The organism is Stenotrophomonas sp. YJH_SMC_94-11 (genome assembly GCF_059370435.1).
This window is the reverse complement of record NZ_JCAFTR010000001.1, coordinates 120505-144569: the sequence shown is the minus strand read 5'-3', so window position 1 is coordinate 144569 and position 24065 is coordinate 120505. Positions and strand designations below refer to the sequence as shown.

The 24065-nt window shown below is 67.6% G+C and carries 23 protein-coding genes; 15 read left to right on the top strand and 8 right to left on the bottom strand.

Features of this window, described 5'->3' with window-relative positions; all coding sequences use genetic code 11:
- The first annotated feature begins 30 nt into the window (after window positions 1–30).
- A complete protein-coding gene (locus AC5P74_RS00640; protein WP_053496791.1) occupies window positions 31–651 on the top strand; it encodes a TIGR00645 family protein in 621 nt (206 codons plus the stop codon).
- 200 nt (window positions 652–851) lie between these two features.
- Window positions 852–1865 carry an energy transducer TonB gene (locus AC5P74_RS00635; protein ID WP_053496790.1) on the top strand — a complete coding sequence of 338 codons (1014 nt, stop codon included), beginning with the start codon at window positions 852–854 and terminating at the stop codon, window positions 1863–1865.
- A gap of 82 nt (window positions 1866–1947) precedes the next feature.
- Here AC5P74_RS00635 and AC5P74_RS00630 read toward each other — a convergent pair whose 3' ends face one another.
- Window positions 1948–2202: a hypothetical protein gene (locus AC5P74_RS00630; RefSeq protein ID WP_053496789.1), complete on the bottom strand. Its 255-nt coding sequence runs from the start codon at window positions 2200–2202 to the stop codon at window positions 1948–1950.
- Window positions 2203–2280: 78 nt separating this feature from the next.
- On the opposite strand from AC5P74_RS00630, the gene AC5P74_RS00625 reads away from it, so the two are divergent.
- Both AC5P74_RS00625 and AC5P74_RS00620 read left to right on the top strand, forming a co-directional pair.
- On the top strand, window positions 2281–3078 hold the full coding sequence (locus AC5P74_RS00625; protein WP_346607857.1) for an AraC family transcriptional regulator: 798 nt from the start codon (window positions 2281–2283) through the stop codon (window positions 3076–3078).
- A gap of 99 nt (window positions 3079–3177) precedes the next feature.
- Window positions 3178–3888: a transposase gene (locus AC5P74_RS00620; protein WP_070489867.1), complete on the top strand. Its 711-nt coding sequence runs from the start codon at window positions 3178–3180 to the stop codon at window positions 3886–3888.
- A 21-nt stretch (window positions 3889–3909) separates the two neighbouring features.
- Here AC5P74_RS00620 and AC5P74_RS00615 read toward each other — a convergent pair whose 3' ends face one another.
- Genes AC5P74_RS00615 through AC5P74_RS00605 form a run of 3 tightly spaced genes read right to left on the bottom strand, consistent with a single transcriptional unit; the run spans window position 3910 to window position 7360 of the window.
- Window positions 3910–5094, bottom strand: a complete 1185-nt coding sequence (locus tag AC5P74_RS00615; RefSeq protein WP_053496786.1) for an ABC transporter permease — start codon at window positions 5092–5094, stop codon at window positions 3910–3912.
- Window positions 5091–5837, bottom strand: coding sequence for an ABC transporter ATP-binding protein (locus tag AC5P74_RS00610; RefSeq protein ID WP_053496785.1), 747 nt, complete (start codon window positions 5835–5837; stop codon window positions 5091–5093). Before AC5P74_RS00610 ends, AC5P74_RS00615 begins: the two co-directional genes overlap by 4 nt.
- Window positions 5834–7360 carry an alpha/beta hydrolase gene (locus AC5P74_RS00605; protein ID WP_053496784.1) on the bottom strand — a complete coding sequence of 509 codons (1527 nt, stop codon included), beginning with the start codon at window positions 7358–7360 and terminating at the stop codon, window positions 5834–5836. The genes AC5P74_RS00610 and AC5P74_RS00605 overlap by 4 nt, the downstream gene beginning before the upstream one ends.
- A gap of 296 nt (window positions 7361–7656) precedes the next feature.
- On the opposite strand from AC5P74_RS00605, the gene AC5P74_RS00600 reads away from it, so the two are divergent.
- The 4 genes from AC5P74_RS00600 (at window position 7657) to AC5P74_RS00585 (ending at window position 12225) form a co-directional block, all read left to right on the top strand.
- A complete protein-coding gene (locus AC5P74_RS00600) occupies window positions 7657–8142 on the top strand; it encodes a DUF1203 domain-containing protein (protein ID WP_171957697.1) in 486 nt (161 codons plus the stop codon).
- A 233-nt stretch (window positions 8143–8375) separates the two neighbouring features.
- Window positions 8376–9545 (top strand): lytic polysaccharide monooxygenase, encoded by a 1170-nt coding sequence (locus AC5P74_RS00595; protein WP_206620044.1) that lies wholly within the window; start codon window positions 8376–8378, stop codon window positions 9543–9545.
- A 175-nt stretch (window positions 9546–9720) separates the two neighbouring features.
- A complete protein-coding gene (locus AC5P74_RS00590) occupies window positions 9721–10890 on the top strand; it encodes a lytic polysaccharide monooxygenase (protein WP_053496781.1) in 1170 nt (389 codons plus the stop codon).
- 177 nt (window positions 10891–11067) lie between these two features.
- Entirely contained in the window at window positions 11068–12225 is a 1158-nt protein-coding gene (locus AC5P74_RS00585; protein ID WP_053496780.1) for a lytic polysaccharide monooxygenase, read from the top strand.
- A 77-nt stretch (window positions 12226–12302) separates the two neighbouring features.
- Here AC5P74_RS00585 and AC5P74_RS00580 read toward each other — a convergent pair whose 3' ends face one another.
- Window positions 12303–13052 (bottom strand): ferredoxin--NADP reductase, encoded by a 750-nt coding sequence (locus AC5P74_RS00580; protein WP_080104359.1) that lies wholly within the window; start codon window positions 13050–13052, stop codon window positions 12303–12305.
- 84 nt (window positions 13053–13136) lie between these two features.
- Here AC5P74_RS00580 and AC5P74_RS00575 point away from each other — a divergent pair, with 84 nt between their 5' ends.
- From AC5P74_RS00575 to AC5P74_RS00560, 4 genes are all read left to right on the top strand, one after another.
- Window positions 13137–14105, top strand: a complete 969-nt coding sequence (locus AC5P74_RS00575; protein ID WP_053496779.1) for an ABC transporter ATP-binding protein — start codon at window positions 13137–13139, stop codon at window positions 14103–14105.
- Window positions 14102–14893 carry an ABC transporter permease gene (locus AC5P74_RS00570; RefSeq protein WP_005420226.1) on the top strand — a complete coding sequence of 264 codons (792 nt, stop codon included), beginning with the start codon at window positions 14102–14104 and terminating at the stop codon, window positions 14891–14893. The genes AC5P74_RS00575 and AC5P74_RS00570 overlap by 4 nt, the downstream gene beginning before the upstream one ends.
- A gap of 127 nt (window positions 14894–15020) precedes the next feature.
- Window positions 15021–15959, top strand: a complete 939-nt coding sequence (panE, locus tag AC5P74_RS00565; RefSeq protein ID WP_495204750.1) for a 2-dehydropantoate 2-reductase — start codon at window positions 15021–15023, stop codon at window positions 15957–15959.
- Window positions 15956–16882, top strand: coding sequence for an NAD-dependent epimerase/dehydratase family protein (locus AC5P74_RS00560; protein WP_206620047.1), 927 nt, complete (start codon window positions 15956–15958; stop codon window positions 16880–16882). Before panE ends, AC5P74_RS00560 begins: the two co-directional genes overlap by 4 nt.
- Window positions 16883–16960: 78 nt before the next feature.
- On the opposite strand, the gene AC5P74_RS00555 is transcribed toward AC5P74_RS00560, so the two are convergent.
- The gene (locus tag AC5P74_RS00555) at window positions 16961–17758 is read right to left on the bottom strand and encodes a TatD family hydrolase (protein ID WP_005420232.1); all 798 of its coding nucleotides are present in this window, start codon (window positions 17756–17758) and stop codon (window positions 16961–16963) included.
- Between the two features lie 67 nt (window positions 17759–17825).
- On the opposite strand from AC5P74_RS00555, the gene hrpB reads away from it, so the two are divergent.
- Both hrpB and AC5P74_RS00545 read left to right on the top strand, forming a co-directional pair.
- Window positions 17826–20330 (top strand): ATP-dependent helicase HrpB, encoded by a 2505-nt coding sequence (hrpB, locus tag AC5P74_RS00550; protein WP_053496777.1) that lies wholly within the window; start codon window positions 17826–17828, stop codon window positions 20328–20330.
- A 211-nt stretch (window positions 20331–20541) separates the two neighbouring features.
- Complete coding sequence (locus AC5P74_RS00545) at window positions 20542–20916, top strand: hypothetical protein (RefSeq protein ID WP_005420251.1); 375 nt, start codon at window positions 20542–20544, stop codon at window positions 20914–20916.
- A 94-nt stretch (window positions 20917–21010) separates the two neighbouring features.
- Here the strand turns inward: AC5P74_RS00545 and AC5P74_RS00540 are convergent, their stop codons facing one another.
- Together AC5P74_RS00540 and AC5P74_RS00535 are read right to left on the bottom strand one after the other, a co-directional pair.
- Window positions 21011–21550 carry a pseudouridine synthase gene (locus AC5P74_RS00540; protein ID WP_053496776.1) on the bottom strand — a complete coding sequence of 180 codons (540 nt, stop codon included), beginning with the start codon at window positions 21548–21550 and terminating at the stop codon, window positions 21011–21013.
- Between the two features lie 160 nt (window positions 21551–21710).
- Window positions 21711–22568 carry a class I SAM-dependent methyltransferase gene (locus tag AC5P74_RS00535; protein WP_053496775.1) on the bottom strand — a complete coding sequence of 286 codons (858 nt, stop codon included), beginning with the start codon at window positions 22566–22568 and terminating at the stop codon, window positions 21711–21713.
- 169 nt (window positions 22569–22737) lie between these two features.
- Here AC5P74_RS00535 and AC5P74_RS00530 point away from each other — a divergent pair, with 169 nt between their 5' ends.
- Window positions 22738–23694, top strand: a complete 957-nt coding sequence (locus AC5P74_RS00530) for an aldo/keto reductase (RefSeq protein WP_495204749.1) — start codon at window positions 22738–22740, stop codon at window positions 23692–23694.
- Window positions 23695–24065 lie beyond the last annotated feature (371 nt).

The following is a 24065-nucleotide window of genomic DNA, read 5'->3' as shown; positions in this document are numbered from 1 at the left end:
GCCTCTCCCCCGAAACGCAGCATCCCCCGCATGAGTGCAAACCGCCCGCCGCTCTCCCCGTTGTCCACGCTGATCTTCGCCTCGCGCTGGCTGCAGCTGCCGCTGTACCTGGGCCTGATCGTGGCGCAGTGCGTCTACGTGTTCCTGTTCGGCAAGGAACTGTGGCACCTGATCTCGCATTCGGTGTCGATGGGCGAGCAGCAGATCATGCTGATCGTGCTGGGCCTGATCGACGTGGTGATGATCTCCAACCTGCTGGTGATGGTGATCGTCGGCGGCTATGAGACCTTCGTCTCGCGCCTGCGCCTGGAAGGCCACCCGGACCAGCCGGAATGGCTGAGCCACGTCAATGCCAGCGTGCTGAAAGTGAAGCTGGCGATGGCGATCATCGGCATCTCCTCGATCCACCTGCTGAAGACCTTCATCGCAACCGGCGCGCTGGGTGGCATCCCGCTGTGCCCGCCCGAGCGAATGGCGTCCGCAGCTGCCAACATTGGTGAGCAGACCTGCTCGACTCTCACTGCCAACGGCGTGCTGTGGCAGACCATCATCCACTGCGTGTTCATCCTGTCGGCGATCGGCATCGCCTGGACCGACAAGCTGATGTCCAACGGCCACAGCAAGTCGCACGACAAGGCACACGACCACTGAGGTCGGCGCCGGCAACGGCACGGCCGCCGTTGCTCATCCCGGCCACGGCCCTTGTACGCGGCGGTGGCCGGGATGCTAGATTGCACCCTCGCCGTTGCCGGCGGTGGCGTCGGGAAACGTCACCCTGCCGCGCCCGGACCGCTGGTCCCGGCCATGCATATCAATGATTTACGTCACGTCGTCTTCTAGAGGGGAGCAGGATGTCGCACGTCTCAACGATCACCGCCGCGCGCCGGTGGCTGCCGGTTGCCCTGGCACTGGCACTGGCTGCCTGCTCGGGCAAGGAGGAAACCGCCGCACCGGCCCCGGCCGCCGCACCCACCGCCGCTTCACCGGCCGCACCGGTGGTCGCCGCCAAGGTGCAGTCGATGGGCACCGAGCAGCTGCGTGAGTCGGCCAGCCAGGCCCTGCGCGAGAACCGCATGTACGCGCCGGCTGGCGACAACGCCATCGAGTACTACCTCGCCCTGCGCGACAAGACGCCGGACGACGCCTCGGTGAAAAGCGCACTGACCGACCTGCTGCCCTACACCCTGATCGCCGCCGAACAGCACCTGGGCCGCGAGGACTACACCGAAGCGCAGCGCCTGGTGGCACTGATCGAGAAGGTGGACGCCTCTGCGCCGGCGTTGCCGCGCCTGAAGGACGGCCTGGCCAAGGGCGTGCAGAACGCGGCCAAGCGCACCGAGGCCGAAGCCGAGAAAGCGAAGAAGGACGCCGAGGACCGCAGCAAGCAGCAGACCGAACAGCAGCGCCTGGCCGAGCAGCGTGCCAAGGAAGCCGACGCAGCCAAGCAGATCGCTGCCCAGCAGGACGCCGCCCGCCGCGACAACGAGCGCCAGGAAGCCGAGCGCCAGGCTGCGGCCCGCCGCGAAGCCGAGCAGAAGCAGCAGCAGGCTGCCGCCCAGCAGGCCAGCGCCGCACGCCAGGCCGCCGCACCGGCGGCCGCTGCGGCGCCGAACCTGCGCCCGGTCAGCACCCCGGCGCCGCGCTATCCGTCCGAGGCGCTGCGCGCAGGCACCTCCGGCGAAGTGCTGGTGGAAATCACCGTCGGCACCGACGGTTCGGTGACCAACGCCCGTGTGCTGCGCGCAACGCCATCGCGCGTCTTCGATCGCGAGGCCATGAACGCGGTCAAGCGTTGGCGCTTCGAGCCGGTCAGCGCACCGGTCACCACCCGCCGCACCCTGGTGTTCGCCCCGGGCGGCAGCTGACCACGAAAAGGGGACGGAGGGGATTAAGTCGTTTCCGACCCGCAATGACGACACGGCCCGGCATGTCCGGGCCGTGTTCGTTTCAGGCGAGGCTGTCGATCAGGCGCTGCAGTGCCGGATCGCGCGCGTCCAGCACCTGGAACAGGCCCAGCGCATGCAGGCCCGGCAGCAGCGCACGCAGGTCGGCTTCGGCGGTGGCGCGGGTGGCGTCATCGCCGGCGGGGTCCTGCCAGTCACGGACGCTGGCGAGGAAGGCGCCGACACTGCCCTTGCGCACGGTGAGGCCGTTCACCTGCACCTCGTTCTGATGGTCGGGAAGGATGTCCTGCGGCTGCATGGGTGATGCTCCTGTGGGATCGGGAGCCCAGTGTGCCGCCCAGCCGTTGGCACTTCTGCCGTATAACTGCCATTGGATATGGCAGATCAGACATCACCCACGTTGATTGACCCCGCTTTGGCGAACGCCGAAGGCGGTCCACTCGTCTTGGCCTCGCAGCTGCGGGTGCCCGGACGGCGCCGCACCGCGCGCCACCAGCACGTGCGCGGCCAAGTGCTGGGTGCCCACCACGGCCTGCTGCGGATCGAAGCCGGCGATCTGCACTGGTTGCTGCCGGCGGGGCATGCTGCCTGGATACCGCCCTTGCTGCCTCACGCCCTGGTAGGGGCAGAGGCATTCGATGGCTGGAGCCTGTACTTCAACGCCGAAGCCTGTCTGGAGCTGCCCGCCGTGCCGCGCATTTTCCAGCCGAACGTGCTGTTGCAGGCCGCGATGATGCGCGCACTGAGTTGGCCGCATCAGGCGCTGGACGCCGCGCAGGCACGCCTGGGCGGCGTGATCGCCGATGAGATCGCCGCCAGCACGCCTTTGCCGCTTGCCTTGCCACAGCCGCGGGATCGCCGGTTGCGGCGGATCGCGGCGGCGCTGGCACGGTCGCCGGACGACCTTTGCAGCGTCGAAGCGTGGGCAGCCGCCAGCGGCCTGTCCAGCCGCAGCCTCGCCCGCCATTGGCAGGCCGAAACAGGCATGACCCTGGGCCATTGGCGGCAGCGCCTGCGCGTGCTGCTGTCGCTGCCACGCCTGCTGGCGGGCGAGCCGGTGATCAGCGTTGCGCTGTCGATGGGCTACGACACGCCCAGCTCCTTCATCAACGTGTTCAAGCGCGAGATGGGGGTGACGCCTGCGCGGTACGCAAAAGGGGACGGAGGGAATTAAGTCGCTTTTGACTCTTCCGACACGGCATCGCGGCGTTGCCTGATGTCCGGCTTCGCGGCCGCAATGACAGGCTGAAACCCCGTCCAGTCTCCAGATCCGATGCCCCGACAAGCGCGCCTGATGCTGCCAGGCCAGGCCTATCACGTGATCCAGCGCGGTGTGAACAAGGGCGCGATCTTCGTCGACGACATCGACCGCCAACTGTTCCTGCATCTGTTGCACAGCGCCTTCCTCAAGCACCACGTCGCACTGCATGCCTATGTTCTGATGGGAAACCACGTTCACCTGTTGGCCACGCCCTCCACACAGCAGGGTCTGGCTGGTGCAATGCGCATGCAGGGCAACAACTACGTACAGGCCTTCAACCAGCGGCACGGGCGCAGTGGACCTCTGTGGCAGGGCCGCTTCCATTCCTCAATGATCGACAGCGATGCGTATCTTCTCAGCGTATACCGCTATATCGAACGCAATCCCGTCCGTGCAGGAATTGCTGTCAGCGCTGAAGATCACCCGTGGTCCAGCGTGCATGGCAACCTTCAACGACGCGATGATCCGATGTTGACGCAACATCCCGCGTTCGAGGCGCTGGCAGCGACCGCTCTGGGAAGGGCGACGTTGTATGCCGAATTCCTGCGCGATGTGAATGCGTCCGCCGACGTACCCGCGATCCGCAACCACAGCGCCAGACAACGCCCGATGGGGAACGATGCGTTCCTGCGGATGGTGAAGCAGACGTTGGGGCGCCCGGTGGAGATGCGCGGACGAGGACGTCCGCGCAAGGAGGGGACGGGAGAGGCAGAAACGACTTAATCCCCTCCGTCCCCTTTTTGGTCAGCCAGAGATCGCCAGGCGCTCGTTGTGGTAGCGGCGCACGGCGGCGAACCACAGCACGGCGGCCAGGCCGAGGCTGGCGCCGAGGTAGATCGCCCAGACCGCCGGGGTGATGATCTCGTGGCGGATCACCTTCAGCAGCATCTGGTTCTGCGACAGGAACGGCACGGCGTACTGCCACAGCTCGCTCTTCAGCGGATAGGCCACCAGTGCATAGCCAGGCAGCATCGGCAGCAGCATCAGCCAGGTCATGTGGCTTTGCGCTTCCTTCATGCTCTTGGCTGCGGCCGACAGGAAGGTCAGCAGCGAGGTGCCGATCAGCAGCATCGGCAACATCACCAGCAGCATCTGCAGCATCGAGCCGACGTTCATGTTGAACTGGCGGCCGATGTTGCCGGGTGCGATCTGCGCGCTCACCTTGAACGCGACCAGGGTCAGCAGCAGCGACACGAAACCGACCACGCAGGCGGCGGCGATCTTGCCGCTGACGATCGCGCTGCGCGAACCCGGCGTGGCCAGCAGGGGTTCCAGCGACTGCCGCTCGCGCTCGCCGGCGGTGGCGTCCATCACCAGGTAGGCACCACCGATGAACGAGGTCAGCGTCAGCAATACCGGCAGCAGCATCGACAGGATCATGCCGCGCTTGGCTTCGGCACTGGCCAGGTCCTGGCGCGCCACGTCCAGCGGGCGTGCCACCTGTGCGTCGATGCCACGCGCCATCAGGCGCAGTGCACCGACCTGGCCGTTGTAGGTGGCCAGCGCCGCCTCCAGGCGCGCACTGGGTACTTCAGCCGCGCGACGCGTGCTGTCCTTGATCACCTCCACCAGCGCCGGCTTGCCCTCGGCCCAGTCCTTGCCGAAATCATCGCTGATGCGCAGCGCCACATCGATGTCCTGGGTGCGGATGGCCTCGGCCAGGTCCTTCGGTGCCGGTGCGGCATTGAGGCCCTGTGCGGCGAGGAAGCGCACCAGGTTCGGCGCGTTCTCGGCGCCGATGGTCGGGATCTGCAACGGCTCTTCGATCTGGGTGCGTACCCGGCTCTCGGCCAGCTTGCCCATGCCCAGCAGCAGCACCGGGTACAGCAGCGGCCCGAACAGCAGGGTCAGCAGCAGCGTGCGGCGGTCACGCGACAGGTCGCGCAGTTCCTTGCGCATCACCGTCATCAGGGTCGACATCATGCTCATGCGTGCAGGCCCTCTTCGCTGCCGATCAGTTTCACGAACGCGTCCTCAAGATTGGCTTCGCCGGCCTGCGCACGCAGCTCGTCGGCGCTGCCGGCAGCCATCACCGTGCCCTTGGCGATGATCACGATGTGGTCACACAACGCGCCCACCTCCTGCATGATGTGGCTGGACAGGATCACGCAGCGCCCCTCTTCGCGCAGGCCCAGCAGGAAGCGGCGCAGCGCGCGCGTGGTCATCACATCCAGGCCGTTGGTCGGTTCGTCGAGGATGACGTTGCGCGGGTCGTGCACCAGCGCGCGGGCAATCGCGGTCTTGGTGCGCTGGCCCTGCGAGAAACCATCGGTCTGCCGGTCGAGGATGTCCCCCATGTCCAGTGCGTGCGACAGCACCTCGATGCGTTCGCGGATGCGCTCGGCCGACAGGCCATGCAGTTCGCCGAAGTAGGCGATGTTCTCGCGCGCGGTCAGGCGCTTGTAGACGCCACGCGCATCGGGCAGCACGCCGAGGTGGCGACGTACCTCCACCGGATTGCGCGCCGCATCGATGCCGTCGACAGTGATGCTGCCCTGGTCGGGCGTCATCAGCGTGTAGAGCATGCGCATGGTGGTGGTCTTGCCGGCACCGTTGGGGCCGAGCAGGCCGGTGATCTGCCCATCCCCGGCGCGGAAGCCGACGTTGGCGACCGCCTGGATGCGGCCCGTGCGGGTATCGAAGGCCTTGTGCAGGTTGTCGGCGACGATCATGGTTCCCATCCGTTGAACGAGGTGAACGCCGGCACGTAGCTCAGCGTATCCAGGCAGCCGGCATCCAGCGCCTTGGCATCGGTCTTGTCGATGAACTGGCCGAGCAGCCGCGGCATGCAGCCGGCGGTCAACGTGCCATGGCCCTGGCCACGGGCGACCAGCGCACGGCCGTTGGGCAGGCCCTTGAGCACCTGTGCGGCGTAACGCGGCGGCGTCACCGGGTCCAGCTCACCAGACAGCAGCAGTGCCGGCACGTCGCTGCGCAGCGGCACGGCATCGGTTGCCGGCGCCGGACGATGCGGCCATACCGGGCAGGCCGCGAAGAACGCACTGGCCACTTCGTTGCCGAACAGCCGCTCGGGATCCTCGGCCGGCGCGTGGTAGCGCGGCGCATCCTCGCTGCAGATCACCGACCACTGCATGCCGCGGTTGATCTGGAAATCCATGCTGCGGTTCGCGCCGCGCGCCAGCGATGCCAACGGGGCATAGCGCCCGTGTGCGGCTTCATCCAGCACCAGTGGCAGCAGCGAGGAATACTGCGGCACGTAGGAGAAGGCGAAGGCAAGGCCGACCACGCTGTCCGGGGTCAGGACATCCTGCCGGGGTGCGTTGGTACCCGGGTCGCGATACTCGACCGAGACCGGTGCACGGCGCAGGGTGTCGACCACGCTGCGCAGCTGCGCGCGGGTATCGGTCGGGAAACGCTTGCTGCACGCGGCATCCTTGCGGCACTGCGCCGACTGCAGGGCGATCGCATCCTCGAAGGTGGTCGCGAAGTCGCCACCGACCACCAGCTCGTTCGGTACCACGCCATCGATGACGATGCTGCGGGTGTGCTGCGGATAGGCCCCGGCATAGCGCTGGGCCACGCGGGTACCGTAGGAGCCGCCAACCAGGTTGAGCTGGTCCACACCGAGCGCCGCACGCACCGCATCCAGATCGGCGATCGCCTCGGTGGTGGTGTAGAAGCGCGCATCGGCACGCCCCTGCAGCGATGCGGCGCAGCGCTGGGCGTAATCGCGCAGCGATGCCTCGGAAGGCGCGGCATCCTCGTCCACCTGCAGCGGCTTGCCGTCCGCGCCCAGGCAGCTGAGCGGGTTGGAGCCGCCGGTGCCGCGCTGGTCGATCAGGAACACATCGCGCTGCTTGCGCACTTGGCGCAGTGCAGTATCGACGATGACCGCCACCTCGCTGGCCGCTTGGCCGGGGCCGCCGGCCAGGAAGAACACCGGGTCGGGCTGGCTGGCGCCGCTGCTGCCCGATTCCAGCCAGGCGACACGCAGGCCGATCCGGCGACCGTCAGGCTGGGCCCGGTCCTCCGGCACCTGCAGGGTGGCGCACTGCGCCTCCACGTTGGCGCTGGCACCTTCGGTGGACAGTGTGCAGGGCTGGAAGTCGATCGTGCCGAAGCGGCGGCTGGGTGCATCGCTGGCGCTTCCGGCGTCGGCCGGCGTCGGCTGGCTGCACCCGGCAAGCATCAGGCTGGCCAGCATCCCGGCCAGCGCGAGGTGGTGTCTTTGCATCGTGCTCGTTTCCCCTGGAGGACGTTCCTGTCGACCACGACGGGCTGCCGCGGAAGATGTGACCCAACTTACACGGGCAGCGCGCCGACGGCGATGGGCAATGACGAATCCGCAGCCAACGGCGCGCAGACCAGGCGGTCCCGCCTCTCGGCCTTGGCCGGCACAGGGCGGCATCGGCGGCGGCCCGCAGCGCCCCGTGGGCCAGTGCACCGGCCCGGCGGCGATGCGGGGTCTGAAAACGGCGAGCACGGCCGCCGGCGCACGCGCAGAATCCGCCGCAGACCCAGGAGACGCTCATGCACACGTGGTACCTCGGTGGCATCGACCATCGCCCCTTCCTGCACCTGTTCGAGATGAGTGACAGCGCGCTCGCCGCGCTCGGCATCCAGCGTCGCTGGGCCGGCGCCAACGGCGGCCATCCCTGCCGGATCAGCCTGAGCGATCCCGCGCCTGGCAGCGAGCTGCTCCTGCTGTCCCACGTCCACCTGCCGCTGCATTCACCGTATCGCGCCGCCGGCCCGATCTTCGTGCAGCGCGGCGTGACCCGTTGCGTCCTGCCGCCAGGCGAGGTGCCCCCGTATGTGCAGCGCCGGATGATATCGATGCGTGCCTATGACCACGCCGCGCTGATGTGCGGTGCCCAGGTCTGTGCGGGCACCGAGGTGGCCGACCACCTGGATGCACTGTTTGCCGACGCGTCGGTGGCGTTCGTCCAGCTGCACAATGCGGCGCATGGCTGTTTCTCGTGCCAGGCAGATCGGGTGGGTACCGAGACTGCGTAGCGTGATCTCCATGACGTGATCGATGCCACGCCGGTCACGTGACGTCCAGCGCATCCGTTCAGCCCTGCGTGAAGCCTGCGGGAAGGGCTTCACATGCGCAGTCACGGATCGGCACTGCGAGGGTTCCGTCGCCTGCATCGCGACTCGATACTCGCCGTGGTGCCGCCGGAAGTCCACTGCGCAGCGCAGCGCCTGCGGTCACCGTTCCCTTTCGACGACCACAAGGATGCGCCATGTCATTCCGATCCACACCGCTGCTGCTGGCTACCTCGTTCGTGGCTGCGGGCCTGTCCCTGGCCGGCAACGCGTTCGCCCACGGCACCATGACTACGCCGGTCAGCCGCGTCTACGCCTGTTTCCAGGGCAACCCCGAGAACCCGACCAACCCGGCCTGTGCCGCCGCCAAGGCCATCGGCGGTTCGCAGGCGTTCTACGACTGGAACGGCATCAACCAGGCCAATGCCAACGGCAACCACCAGGCCGTGGTGCCCGACGGCAAGCTGTGCAGCGGCAACAACCCGACCTTCCGCGGCCTGGACGTGAACCGCAGTGACTGGCAGACCACGCCGATCCAGCCCGATGCCAATGGCAAGTTCACCTTCGTGTTCAAGGCGACCGCGCCGCACGCCACCCGTGACTGGCGCTTCTTCGTCACCCGCGAAGGCTGGCAGCCGGGCAGCCCGCTGCGCTGGACCGACCTGCAGGAGTTCTGCACCCTGGGCAATACACCGCTGTCGGCCGATGGCACCTACAAGCTGCAATGCACGTTGCCGCAGCGCACCGGCCAGCATGTGATCTACAACACCTGGCAGCGCTCGGATTCGACCGAGGCGTTCTATACCTGCATGGATGTGCGCTTCCAGGGCGGCGGCGGAACGGCACCGGCAACGCAGTGGCAGGATGCCGGCCCGGTCACCGCGCGCGGCGAGCTGCCGGTCGGCACCACGTTGGCGCTGCGCGTGTTCAATGCCAACGGCAATGATGTCGAACGCGTGGAAGCCACGCTGGCCAGCGGCCAGACTGCCGCCGCACAGTGGCCGCTGGTGCTGGCACGCAAGGTCAATGCCAGTGCGCAGCACGCACGCGTGGGCGTGCTCAGCAACGGCGTGATCACGCCGGCGGCCTCGGCCACCGACAACCGTGTGTACCTGAAGGACGGCAACCGCTTCCAGCTCGACACCCGGGTGCCCGACGCGGGCACGCCGTCGCCGGGCGGTGATTTCGACCACGTGTACCCCGCAGGCATTGGCAGCTACGTCCCCGGCCAGACCGTGGTAAAGGGCACCGACGGCAAGCTGTACGCCTGCCGCCCGTTCCCGGAAGGGGCGTGGTGCAACGTCAATGCCGAGGCATATCGCCCCGGTGTGGGCAGTGCATGGCGCGATGCTTGGGTGCCCTACTGACCCGTTGTAGAAGGCGGTGCGCATCGCGCCGCCGTCTGCCTGGGCCGCAGTGCTTTGAGCAGCGTGCTGCAGATCAGGCACGACAGCCACTGAAATCAAACTTGTCCGATATTGCCGGCCTGTCTGCATGTGAAGACTCGATGGGGTTTCCCATACCTCGCAAAGGAGTCTCTGCATGCACCTGTCCCATCGGGCAGTCCTCGCACTGTCCGTCGTTGCCGGCCTGGCCCTGTCCGGCAGCGCCTTCGCCCACGGCACCATGACCAAGCCGCTCAGCCGCGTGAAGCAGTGCCACGAGGGCAATCCGGAAAACCCGACCAACCCGGCCTGCGCCGCCGCCAAGGCCATCGGCGGTTCGCAGCCGTTCTACGACTGGAGCGCGATTGCCCACGGCAATGCCAACGGTAACCATCGCGAACTGGTGCGCGATGGCGAACTGTGCAGTGCCAGCATTCCCAAGTACCGCGGGCTCGACCTGAACCGCACGGACTGGCCGACCACGCCGATCCGCGCCGACGCCCGTGGCCGTTACACCTTCGAGTTCCGCGCGCCGGCGCCGCACGCCACCCGCGAATGGAAGTTCTACGTCACCCGCGATGGCTGGCAGCCGGGCAGCCCGCTGCGCTGGGCCGACCTGCAGGAATTCTGCACGCTGGGCAACACGCCGCTGTCCGAAGGCGGTGTCTACAAGCTGGACTGCCCGCTGCCCAAGCGCAGTGGCCAGCACATCATCTACAACACCTGGCAGCGCTCGGATTCGCAGGAGGCGTTCTATACCTGCATGGACGTGCGCTTCGAAGGCGGTGATGGCGTGGTTCCGCCGCCGCAGTGGCAGGATGCCGGCGCCGTGACCGCCAACGGTGCACTGGACGTGGACAGCACCGTGACGCTGCGTGTGTTCAATGCCAACGGCAATGACCTGGAGCGCGTGGAGACCACGCTGGCGGCCGGCCAGACCGCTCCCGCACAGTGGCCGCTGGCGCTGGCCCGCAAGGTCAATGCCAGTGCGCAGCACGCCCGCGTCGGTGTGATGAAGAACGGCGTGATCACGCCGGTCGCATCGGCCACCGAAAACCGCGTGTACCTGAAGCCGGGCAATCGCTTCCAGCTGGAAACCCAGGTGCCGGGCCCGGTTGATCCGGTCAACCCGCCGGGTGGCGATTTCGACTTCGTGTATCCGGCCGGCCTCGGCAGCTACACGCCGGGCGAGACCGTGGTGAAGGGCACCGACGGCAAGCTGTACGCCTGCCGCCCGTTCCCGGAAGGCGCGTGGTGCAACATCAATGCCGATGCCTATCGCCCGGGCACCGGCTATGCCTGGCGTGATGCCTGGGTCGCGTACTGAACTCGACGGGGGTGGCACTTCGGTGCCACCCCTCCTGCATGACGTTTCTTGCGATGGAAGTCGCATGGAAAAAGGCGATGGGTTCCCAGCCTCGTTTTTTTAGGAACCGTTGAATGGAGGACGCTCTTTGCTGCGTGGAAACTCGGCGGGTCTTCCACGCGTCAAAGGACGTCATCGATGCAAGCCCACCTACTTGCAGCAGTTGCTGCCTCCCTGTGCGCAGCGCTCTTCGCCTCACAGGAGGCCCAGGCCCACGGCACCCTTTCCAAGCCGATCAGCCGCATCTACGCCTGCCGTCAGGCCAACCCCGAGAATCCGACCAATGCGGCCTGTGCGGCAGCCAAGGCCATCGGTGGCGCGCAGCCCTTCTACGACTGGGCCGGCATCAACCAGGCCGAGGCTGACGGCAACCATCGCCAGGTCGTGCCTGATGGCGAACTGTGCAGCGGCGGCAATGCAAAGTACCGCGGCATGAACCTCAATCGCACGGACTGGTCGACCAGCCCGATCCGCGCCGACGCCCGCGGCCGCTACACCTTCGAGTACCTCGCATCGGCTCCGCACAAGACCCGAGACTGGGTCTTCTATGTAACCCGCGAAGGCTGGCAACCGGGCAGCCCGCTGCGTTGGGACGATCTGGAGCAGTTCTGCTCGCTGGGTCACGTGGACGAGGATGCCAACGGCATCTACCGACTCGATTGCCCACTGCCCAAGCGTACTGGCCAGCACATCATCTACAACACCTGGCAACGCTCGGATTCGAAGGAAGCGTTCTATACCTGTGCCGACGTACGTTTCGAAGGCGGTGACATCATTCCGCCACCAGAGTGGGAAGACGCTGGGGCCATCACCGCGCGGGGTGACCTGGAGACCGGTACCACCCTGGCCCTGCGCGTGTTCAACGCCAACGGCAATGACCTGGAAAGCCCGAAGATCACCCTCGCCACCGGGCAGACCTCCGCCACGCAATGGCCGCTGGCGTTGGGCCACCAGGTCAACGCTTCTGCCCAGCATGCCCGGGTGGGCGTGCTGAAGAACGGAATCATCACACCCATCGCCTCGGCCACCGAGAACCGCGTCTACCTGAAGCCGGGCCATCGCTTCCAGCTCGACACGCAGCTGCCGGATCCGGTCGATCCGCCACCGGGCGACCATGACTTCGTGTATCCGGACGGTATCGGCAGCTACACGCCGGGCGAAACCGTGGTCAAGGGCGCCGACGGCAAACTCTACGCCTGCCGCCCGTTCCCGGAGGGCGCGTGGTGCAATGTCAATGCCGAACCCTACCGCCCGGGCACCGGCTCTGCCTGGCGTGACGCCTGGATCGCGTACTGAGGCCGGGCACCGGGGGCGGCGGGGTGCCGCCTCCGGTTTGCGGGGGGTTGCCGGCCAACGACCGGCACCACCCGGGCCTACTTGCTGCTGACGTACTTCTCGCGGCGGATCTGCGGGTTGCCCAGGCCGGCCGCCTTCAGCAGCTCGGCGCAGGCATCGACCATGTCCGGGTTGCCGCACAGGTAGGCGATGTCGGTGGCCGGGTCCGGCGTGAAACCGGCCAGCGCCTGCTGCACGTAGCCGTGCTGTACATCCGGGTGCGGTTCGGTCGGCAGTTCGCGCGACAGGCACGGAACATAGCGGAAGTTCGGGTGCTTTTCGGCGAAGCTGTAGAAATCTTCGCTGTACAGCAGCTCGCCCGGGCTGCGCGCGCCCTGCAGCAGCACGATCTGCACGCCGCGTTCGGCCATGGCCTTCTCCAGCAGCGGCAGCATGGAGCGGTACGGGGTAACGCCGGTACCGGTGGCGATCAGCAGGTAACGGGCGTTGTGGTCACCGGGATTCAGGCAGAACCGGCCATAGGGGCCGGACGCACTGATCTGGCTGCCCTGCTCCAGCGCCTCGAACAGGGCCGTGGCGGCGCCACCGGGCACGAAACTGACCGCGATGTCCACCGCCTCGCCCGGGCCCAGCGCATGGTCGTGGATGGTCGCCAGCGAGTAGCTGCGCTTGGTTTCGGTGCCGTCGGCGTAGCTGAAATGGACCTGGATGAACTGGCCGGGCTGGAAATCCAGCGGCTGCCCATCGTCACGCACGAACTGGTAGTGGCCGACGGTCGGGGCCAGCATGCGGCAGCCGACCAGCTTGAGGGGGAATTGAACAGGCACGACTTTTCGGGACAGTGTGTAGCCGGGGCAAGCCCTCGGGGTCTTCTATAATAGCCCCTCCCCGCCCCTCTCCAGCGCCAGCCCATGGGCGCGAAGGCTTCGAGCTTGGCATCCCAGAACGATACGGCGCCCGCCCTGCGCGTGCGCGACCTGCGCAAGACCTATGACAACGGCACCCAGGCCCTGAAGGGCGTTTCCCTGGAAGTGGCCCCGGGCGACTTCTTCGCCCTGCTCGGCCCCAACGGGGCGGGCAAGTCGACCCTGATCGGCATCATCAGCTCCCTGGTCAACCTCAGCGAGGGCCAGGTGGAGGTGTTCGGCAGCGACCTGGTGCGCAACCGCAGCGCCACCATGCGCCTGATCGGGCTGGTGCCGCAGGAGATCAATTTCAACCTGTTCGAAAAGCCCTTCGACATCCTGGTGAACTACGCCGGGTTCTACGGCGTTCCGCGCGAGGAAGCCGAGCAGCGCGCCGAGGAAGAGCTGAAGCGCGCGCACCTGTGGGAAAAGGCGCAGGTGATGAGCCGCACGCTGTCCGGCGGCATGAAGCGCCGGCTGATGATCGCCCGCGCGATGATGACCCGCCCGCGCCTGCTGATCCTGGATGAGCCGACCGCCGGCGTGGACATCGAGATCCGCCGCGACATGTGGCGCGTGCTGAAGGAGATCAACGCTGCCGGCACCACGATCATCCTCACCACGCACTACCTGGAAGAAGCCGAGTACCTGTGCCGCCACCTGGCGATCATCAACCATGGCCAGATCGTCGAGCAGGGGCCGATGCGCACCCTGCTGGCCAAGCTGGACGTGGAAGGCTTCCTGCTGGACATCGACGGTGACCTGCCGGCGCAGCTGCCGGTGATCGAGGGCACGACGCTGACCGCGCCGGACCCGCACACGCTGGACATCGACATGCCACGCGCGATGGACCTCAACCGCGTGTTCGCTACGCTGAACGAGTCCGGCATCCGCGTGCGTTCGATGCGTACCAAGAGCAACCGCCTGGAGGAGCTGTTCGTGCGCCTCACCGGCAACATGGAGAAGCCTGCATGAGCACCACCGAGCTGACCGACGGCCAGCGCAACCGCATCGCGCTGATGACCATCGTGCGCCGCGAAGTCGCCCGCATCATGCGCATCTGGGGCCAGACCCTGGTGCCGCCGGCGATCACCATGACCCTGTACTTCCTCATCTTCGGCAACCTGATCGGGTCGCGCGTGGGTGACATGGGCGGCTACACATACATGCAGTTCATCGTGCCGGGCCTGGTGATGATGAGCGTGATCCAGAACAGCTACGGCAACATCAGTTCCTCGTTCTTCGGTGCCAAGTTCGGCCGCCACGTCGAAGAACTGCTGGTCAGCCCGATGCCGAACTGGGTGATCCTGTGGGGCTATGTGGCCGGTGCCGTGCTGCGCGGCCTGATGGTCGGCGTGATCGTGCTGATCATCGCGATGTTCTTCACCCCGGTGCGAATCCCGCATCCGATCGTGATGCTGACCACGGTGATCCTCGGCGCGACGATCTTCTCGCTGGCCGGATTCATCAATGCGGTGTATGCGAAGAAGTTCGATGACGTGGCGATCGTGCCGACCTTCATCCTGACCCCGCTGACCTACCTGGGTGGCGTGTTCTATTCGGTGAAGCTGCTGCCGGGCTGGGCCGAAGCGGCCACGCACGCGAACCCGATCTTCTACATGGTCAACGCGTTCCGCTATGGCCTGCTGGGTAGCAGCGATGTGCCGCTGCCGGTGGCCTACGGCCTGATGATCGGTTTCGTGGTGGTGCTGACGGCGCTGGCCCTGTGGCTGCTGCGCCGTGGCGTGGGTATGCGCAGCTGATGAAGTGGATCCACGCCATGCGTGGATGCAGCAGTCTGTAGAGCCGAGCCTATGCTCGGCTCTTTTTTGCCTGCAATCTCCGGCACAATCGCAGTTCTGATTCCCCCCAGAAAACGGTGAACGTGCAATGCGCATCCTGATCCTCGGCGCCGGCGGTACCGGCGGTTACTTCGGTGGCCGCCTGGCCCAGGCCGGCGTGGACGTGACCTTCCTCGTGCGCCCCGCGCGCGCCGCGCAGCTGGACCATGATGGCCTGGTCATCCGCAGCCCACTGGGTGATGCGCGTTTCCCGGTTCAGCACGTCACTGCTGATGCACTGCCCGCACTGGCCGCGCAGAAGCCCTTCGACCTGGTCATCCTCAGCTGCAAGGCCTACGACCTGGACAGTTCGATCGATGCCATCGCCCCGGCAGTCGGCGCGAACACCACCGTGCTGCCGATCCTCAACGGCCTGCACCACTACAACGCACTGGATCTGCGCTTTGGCCGCGACGCCGTGCTCGGCGGCCTGTGCTTCATCAGCGCCACCAAGGCGCCCGATGGCGCGGTGCTGCATCTGGGCAAGCCGGCCAAGCTCACCTTCGGCGAGCGCGACGGCGGCGCGATCTCCGCGCGCGTGCGCGCCTTCGCTGCGGTCTGCGCGAAGGCCAACCTTGATCACCTGGCCAGCGAGCGCATCGGCCAGGAACAGTGGATCAAGTACACCTTCCTGACCGCGCTGGCCGCAGCCACCTGCCTGCTGCGTGCGGATATCGGCACCATCGTCGCCACCGATGATGGCGAGGCGATCGTACGTGGCCTTTACGACGAGTGCCTGGCCGTCGCCGAAGCCGCCGGTGAACCGGTTCCGGAGGCAGCGCAGGACACTGCGCGCGGCACGCTGACCCAGGCCGGCTCGGCGTTGAAGGCCTCGATGCTGCGTGATCTGGAGGCCGGCCAGCAGGTGGAGGCCGAACAGATTGTTGGCGACATGCTGGTGCGTGCGCGCAGGGCTGATCAGGAAGCCCTGCTGCTGCAGGTTGCCTACAGCAGCCTGCAGGCCTACCAGGCACTGCGGATCGCGTGAGTCCCGCCTTGCAGGCCAGCCCATTGCCCGCGCGGATACTGATTCTCGGGCTGGGCTGGAGCGGACGCGTGCTGGCCGCGCAGCTGCAGGCGCACGGCGTAGGCGTGGCCGGCACGGTGCGCGATCCCTCGTTCGCGCCGGACGATGGCCTGCCACGGCATCAGCTGCACGCCGACACGCCACCGTCGCCTGCCCTGCTCGATGAGATCGCGCAGGCCGATGCCGTGCTGTGCAGCGTGCCGCCCGACGCGGAGGGCGACCCGGCACTGCGCCTGCTGCTGCCCGCACTGCAGGCCAGCCCGGCATTGCGCTGGGTCGGCTATCTGTCGTCGACCTCGGTGTATGCCGACCGCGCCGGCGGTTGGATCGACGAGCGCAGCGCGGCCGACGCCACTGAAGCGGCTGGTGTGCAGCGCCTGCTCGCGGAAGCACAGTGGCGTGCACTGGCCGGACAACGCAGCATCGCCTCGGCGGTGTTCCGCCTGCCCGGCCTGTACGGGCCGGGTCGCAATGCGCTGGTGCAGTTGGCGCAGGGGCGTGCGCGCCACGTGGTTCGCCCGGGCCAGGTGTTCAACCGACTGCACGTGGATGACCTGGCAACCGTCATCATCGCCGCAATGCGGCGACCGGCCCGGCAGGGTCTCTACCTGCCCAGCGACGACGAGCCTGCACCGCCGCAGGATGTGCTGGCCTTCGCCGCGAAGCTGGGCGGGTTTGCGCTGCCGCCCGCCGTGGCCTGGGATGACCCGGCACTGAGCCCGACGCTGCGGCGCTTCTACGAGAGCAACAAGCGCATCGACAGCCGTGGCACGCGTGAAGCGCTGGGGTGGGCGCCACGGTTTCCGACGTATCGGGAAGGGCTGACGGACCTTGCCGCTTCGCTCGCCGGGCATGGCACGGCGCTACCGGACAGCGCTTTGTAGAGCCGAGCCCATGCTCGGCTGCTCTGCGTGTCCGTCGCGCTGCGCGCGATGAGCCGAGCATGGGCTCGGCTCTACGGATCAACCCGCGTCGGGCAGGCGGAAGAACGCGCGGGCGGCGGCCGTGGCATTGGCCGCGGTCACCGCAACGTCCTCGCCACGGTCACGTGCCAGCTCTTCCACGATGTGCGACAGGAACATCGGCTCGTTGCGCCGGTCCTTCGGCATCGGCTTCAGCGTGCGCGGCAGCAGGTACGGCGCGTCGGTCTCGATCATCAGGCGGTTGGCCGGGATGTTCTTCACCAGTTCGCGCAGGTGCGCGCCACGGCGTTCGTCGCACAGCCAACCGGTGATGCCGATGTACCAGTCCTGGTCCAGGTAATCGAACAGCTCATCGCGTTCGCCGGTGAAGCAATGCACCACCGCCGGGCCGATGCGGCCTTCGAAGTTCTTCATCTGTGCCATGAAATCGGCGTGCGCGTCGCGCTGGTGCAGGAACAGCGGCTTGCCGTTGTCCGCGGCCAGCTGCAGCTGGCGCTCGAACGCACGGTGCTGCGCCGGGCGCGGCGAGAAGTCACGGAAGTAGTCCAGCCCGCACTCCCCCACCGCCACCACTTCCGGATGCGCGTGCAGCGCGCGCATCTCGGCATCGCATTCCTCGGTGTATTCCACCGCGTGGTGCGGGTGCACGCCGGCGGTGGCGTACAGGAAGCCGGGGTGCTGCTGGGCCAGCTGCAACGCCAACGGCGAGTGCTCGCGGCTGGCGCCGGTGATGACCATCTGCACCACGCCGGCCTGGCGCGCGCGGTCCAGCACGGCATCGCGGTCGCGGTCGAAGGAGTCGTGGGTCAGGTTGGCGCCGATATCGATCAGGTGCATGGTCATCGCGGGGGAAAAGTGCCCGCGCATTGTACCTGCGCCCGCCGTGCCCCCTTATCCTTTGCACATGAACGCCTCGCTCTTCCCGATTTCCCCGCTGCTGCCGCAGATCCAGCAACACCTGGCCGCGCAGCAGCGACTGGTGCTGGAGGCCCCGCCCGGTGCCGGCAAGACCACCCAGGTGCCACTGGCACTGCTCGACGCACCGTGGCTGCAGGGCCGCAAGATCATCCTGCTGGAACCACGGCGGGTCGCCGCCCGCAGCGCCGCGCTGTTCATGGCGCGGCAGCTGGGCGAGGAGGTCGGTGGCACGGTCGGCTACCGCATCCGCTTCGAAAACAAGGTTTCGGCGCGCACGCGCATCGAGGTCGTCACCGAAGGCATCCTGACCCGCATGCTGCAGGACGACCCGATGCTGGAAGAGGTCGGTGCGATCCTGTTCGACGAATTCCACGAGCGCCATCTCAGCGGCGACCTCGGCCTGGCGCTGGCGCTGGATGTGCAGGCGCAGCTGCGCGATGACCTGCGCCTGGTGGTGATGTCGGCCACGCTGGACGGCGAGCGGCTGGCACGCTTTCTCGATGCGCCGCGGCTGAGCAGCGAGGGCCGCAGCTACCCGGTGGCGATCAGCCATTTCCCGGCGCGCCGCGATGAGGCGCTGGAACTGCAGGTGCGCCGCGCGGTGCAGCAGGCCCTGGCCGAGCACCCCGGTGACCTGCTGGTGTTCCTGCCCGGCCAGCGCGAGATCGCGCGGGTGCAGGCGGGCCTGCAGGAATCGCTCAATGGCGATGTCGAGGTCCTGGCGCTGCACGGTGAACTGCCCGTGGAACAACAGGCGCGCGTACTTCAGGTGGCCAGCGATGGCCGCCGGCGCGTGGTGCTGGCGACCAACGTCGCCGAGTCGTCGGTGACGTTGCCCGGCGTGCGCGTGGTGATCGACAGCGGCCAGGCACGCGAACCGCGCTACGACCCCAACAGTGGGTTCACCCGGCTGGACGTGGTGGCCATCGCGCAGGCATCGGCCGACCAGCGCGCGGGCCGCGCCGGCCGCGTCGCCGAGGGCGTGGCCTGGCGGCTGTGGCCACAGTCGCAGCGGCTGGAACCGCAGCGCCGCGCCGAAATCGACCAGGTGGAACTGGCCGGACTGGCACTGGAACTGGCGGCCTGGGGCAGCAGCGATCTGCGCTTCCTCGATCCGCCCCCGGCGGGTCCGATGGGCGCGGCGCGCGAACTGCTGCAGCGGCTCGGCGCCCTGTCCAGCAGTGGCGCGATCACCGAACTGGGCCGGCGTGTGCTGGCGCTGGGCACGCATCCACGGATGGCGGCGATGCTGCTGGCAGCGCCCGATGCCCGCGCCCAGGCGCTGGCTGCCGACCTGGCCGCGCTGCTGGAGGCGCGCGACCCGTTGCGCCACGGCGGCGACGCCCTGGCGGCCCGCTGGCGCGCACTGGCCGCGTTCCGCAATGGCCGCACACCGGGCGATGCCAACCGCAGCGGGCTGGCCGCGATCGATGCCGCCGCCAAGCACTGGCGTCGCCGCCTGCGCTGCGAAGCCACGCCGCCGGCCAGCATCGAGGCCCATGAGCTGGGCGACCTGCTCGCTCATGCCTTCCCCGATCGAATTGGCTTCCAGCATCCCAGCGATCCTCTGCGCTACCTGCTGGCCAATGGCCGCAGCGCGCGCCTGCACGAGCTGAGCGACCTGCGCGGTGAGCCGTGGCTGGTGGCCAGCGAACTGCGCTTCGAGGCGCGCGATGCACTGCTGCTGCGTGCCGCACCGGTGGACGAGGATCGGCTGCGCAAGGCGTGGCCGGATCGCTTCGTCACCGAAGACGTAGTGCGCTGGGACAGCGAGCGACGCGCCCTGGTGGCACTGCGCGAGACCCGTTTCGACCGCATCGTGCTGGACAGCCGCTCGGCCGGCCGGGTCGATCCGCAGCACGCCGCGCAGGCACTGACCGCCGCGGTGGCTGAACTCGGTCTGCAGGCGCTGCCGTGGACCGAGGGCCTGCGCCAGTGGCAGGCGCGCGTCGAGTCACTGCGGCGCTGGATGCCGGAGCTGGACCTGCCCGACTGCAGCGACGCGGCCCTGCTGGCCAATCTCACGCAGTGGCTGCAACCCGCGTTCGCCGGCAAGAGCCGCCTGGACGCGCTGGATGAGGCCAGTTTCGGCGAGGCACTGAAGTCGCCGCTGGAATGGTCACAACGGCAGCTGGTCGAGCGCAATGCGCCGACCCGCATCACCGTGCCGTCCGGGCTGGAGCGGCCGATCACCTACGCGTTGGACAGCGAGAGTGGTGATCCGCTGCCGCCGGTGCTGGCGGTGAAACTGCAGGAACTGTTCGGCCTGGCCGACACGCCGCGCATCGCCGATGGCCGCGTGCCGCTGACCCTGCACCTGCTCTCCCCCGGCGGCCGCCCGCTGCAGGTCACCCAGGACCTGCGCAACTTCTGGGAAAACACTTACGCCGAAGTGAAAAAGGAAATGAAAGGCCGTTACCCGCGCCATCCATGGCCGGATGATCCGTGGACAGCCACGGCCACGCACCGGGCAAAGCCGCGCGGAACCTGAGGGCGGGGTCGGATCCCATTGCATCGCAGTGGGCTCTGCCCCCATACACCGCGCCGGGGTCAGAGCCCTTTCCCAAAAGAAAGGGATCCGCCCCCACCCTGCCTGATCCTGAATGGCTGCGATAGAGTCACACCACGTGCGTCCCCGACTGACATACCGTTTACGGGCAACGCGCGACACTGGACTTCGACCCGAGGCAAAGGACCCCCGCATGAGCAAGCTGACCGTAATCACCGACCGCGCTCTGGAGCGCGCCCTGGAGCTGGCCCACACCGCCGGCGATGGCCTGAAGAGCGCCGGTGGCAGCCTGCGCAATGCGGACTGGATCAAGACCGGCGCCGCCATCGGCGCAGTGAAGACCGGCGGCAAGGCCGCGACCAAGTTCGTGCGCCGCAATCCCGCAGTGGCCGTGGCCGCTGCTGCGGTGGGTGTCGGCCTGCTCGGCTATGCGCTGTACCGCAAGCAGCAGAAGAAGAAGGCCGCCAATGGCCACGTGGTGAATGGGCAGGCGCAGCGCATCAGCGCGCGTGACCGCCGCAACGACACCGTCGTGGACGAGCACAGCGATATCGGCAGCGACGCGTGAATGTGCCAGGGTCGGCTCCCTTCCACGGGAAGGGATCTGACCCTGAGGCACCGCATGAGGGTCGGACGCCGCAAGGCCTCCGGCCCTTTCTGTTTCAACCGATCTGCCGCCACTGCCCCGGCTGCAGGTCGTCCAGCCGGTACGGCCCCATCGATACCCGCACCAGCCGCAGCGTCGGCAGGTTCACCGCTGCAGTCATCCGCCGCACCTGGCGGTTGCGGCCCTCGCGGATCGTGATCGCCAGCCAGCTGTCCGGCACGGTCTTGCGGAAACGTACCGGCGGATCGCGCGTCCACAGCGTCGGCGCTGGGTCGAGGCGCTCGATCTTCGCCGGCAGGGTCGGCCCATCGTTGAGCACAACGCCATCGCGCAGCTGTTGCAGCTGCTCGTCACCGGGCGTGCCTTCCACCTGCACCCAGTAGGTCTTGTCGGCCTTGTGCCTGGGGTCGGTGAGCTTGTGCGCCAGCGTGCCGTTGTCGGTCAGCAGCAGCAGGCCCTCGCTGTCATGATCCAGGCGGCCGGCGGCATACACGCGCGGCGGCAGGCCGAACCCGGCCAGGGTCGGCCGCGGCGGCACGCTGCGGTCGGTGAACTGGCAGAGCACGTTGAAGGGCTTGTTGAAGGCGATCAGCATTGCAGGCACGGCGGGCGGCGGGTAAGGCATTGTCCCACGCCTCGCCACGCGCCACGTCCCTGTAGAGCCGAGCCCATGCTCGGCTCCTGTTGTTCCCTGTCGCGCTGCGCGCGATGAGCCGAGCGTGGGCTCGGCTCTACAGGGTCAGCGCATGCCCCCCTTACGGCTTGATGAAGCGCAGGGTCATGCGGTCGCTTTCACCGATCGCCTGGTACTTCGCATCATCGGCCTTGTCGTGCTGGTTTGTCGGCGGCAGCGTCCACACGCCATTGGGGTGGTCCTTGGTGTCGCGCGGGTTGGCGTTGACCTCGCTGCGCGCGTCCAGCTTGAAGCCGGCGGCCTCGGCCATTGCGATCACCTGCTGCTGGCCGACATAGCCGGTGTCATCGTCGTCGGCCACGTCGGCCTTGGCGCGATGCTCGACCACACCCAGCACGCCACCCGGCTTGAGCACGTTGAAGAAGCCCTGGAACATGCCCTGCGCCTGGCCGGCCTTGCGCCAGTTGTGCACGTTGCGGAAGGTCAGCACCACGTCGGCTGAATTGGCCGGGCCGAACACCGGCTTGGCCGGATCGTAGGCGACCACGGCGGTCCTGCCGAACTGTGCCGGCGCGCCGGCGTACTTCTTTTCCAGGCTGTCGCGGCTGCGCTGCTGGTAGTCACGGCCGCGACCCTCGGGCACCGCCATCGGATCGACCACCGCAGCGACGTAATGGCCCTTGTCATGCAGCAGCGGCGCCAGGATCTCCGAGTACCAGCCGTTGCCGGGGGTGATCTCGATGACGGTCTTTTCCGGTGCCACCTTGAAGAATGACAGCGTCTGCGCCGGATGGCGGAAGCCATCGCGCTTGACGTTGTTGGCATCGCGGGTGGGCGCCTTCACCGCCGCGTCGATGGCCGGCAATACCTCGATCTTCGCCGGTGCCACCGTGGCCGGTGCGGCGAACGCGGGAACAGCAGCAAGCAGGGCCGAAGCAAGCAGCAGGCGGCAACCACGCAGGGACGAAGCAGGCATCATCGGGACGACTCCAGCGGAAGATGCGGCGAGACTAGCAGTCGCAGCGTCCCAGGTGTTCACAAAACGTTAGCGGCGTGCGCGTCGCGGAACACTGTTTTGTGGTCGTCGCCGCAGCACGGTCACACATCGCGTTCTATTCTGGAACACTTCCCCCAAGGAGTCCGTGCCCATGACGGCAACCCGCGAACTGGGCCGTTCCGGCCTGCATGTACGTCCGCTCGCCTTCGGTGGCAACGTGTTCGGCTGGAGCGCCGATAAGAAGGCCAGCTTCGCCCTGCTCGATGCCTTCGTCGATGCCGGCTTCAACCTGGTCGACACCGCCGACGTTTACTCGGCCTGGGTGCCGGGCAATTCGGGCGGGGAATCGGAAACGCTGATCGGCAAGTGGTTCGCCCGCAGCGGCAAGCGCGACAAGGTGGTGCTGGCGACCAAGGTGGCGAAGTGGGCCGAACGCCCCGGCCTGACCCCGGACAACATCAATGCGGCGGTCGAGGATTCGCTGCGCCGGCTGCAGACCGACGTGATCGATCTGTACCAGGCCCACGAGGATGACGAGTCGACGCCGCTGGAAGCCACGCTGGCCGCGTTCGGCCGCCTGATCGAGGCCGGCAAGGTGCGTGCGATCGGTGCTTCCAACTACAGCGCCACGCGCTTGGCCGATGCGCTGAAGGTGTCCACCGACTACAAGTTGCCGCGTTACGAAACCCTGCAGCCGGAGTACAACCTGTACGACCGCGCCGGCTACGAAAAGGAACTGGAACCGCTGGTGCAGCGCGAGCAGATCGGCGTGATCGGCTACTACGCGCTGGCCAGTGGCTTCCTCAGCGGCAAGTACCGCACGCCGGCCGATGCGGCCAAGAGTCCGGCACGTGGCGAGACGGTAGTGAAGCGCTATCTGAACCCGCGCGGCCTGCGCATCCTGCAGGCGCTGGATGACGTAGCTAGCAAGCACAGCGCCAGCGCCGCGCAGATCGCACTGGCCTGGCAGATCGCGCGGCCGTCGATCACCGCGCCGATCGTCAGCGCCACCAGCGTCGAACAGCTGCACGACCTGCTGGCCGCAGCGAACGTATCGCTGAGCGTGCAGGATGTCGCGCAGCTGGATGCCGCCAGCGCGGAATCATGAGACCCGGCAGTGCCGGCCGCTGGCCGGCCTGACAGGTACATCGAAGAAAATAATTCAACAAAATGGTTGCGCGCGACTAAATCGTGGTTTATCGTGCGCACCTCGTTTCAACACCCACTGGAAACTTCCCTTGAACGCGCATTCCGTCGCCATCGCCAAACTGCTGCCATGCCTGCGCATGGACCGGCCGGCGTGTGCGTTCGGCAAGGAAGACCAGCTGACAACGGCCTGATGCCCGCCCTGCGGAGATCGGCCACCCCGATCTCCGAGGCCTGACGACGCCCTCGGAACGCAAGTCCCGGGGGCGTTTTCGTTTGCGTCGGCACAAGGACCCGCGATGCCAGAACTGCACCCCGCGCGGCGACCCGCCG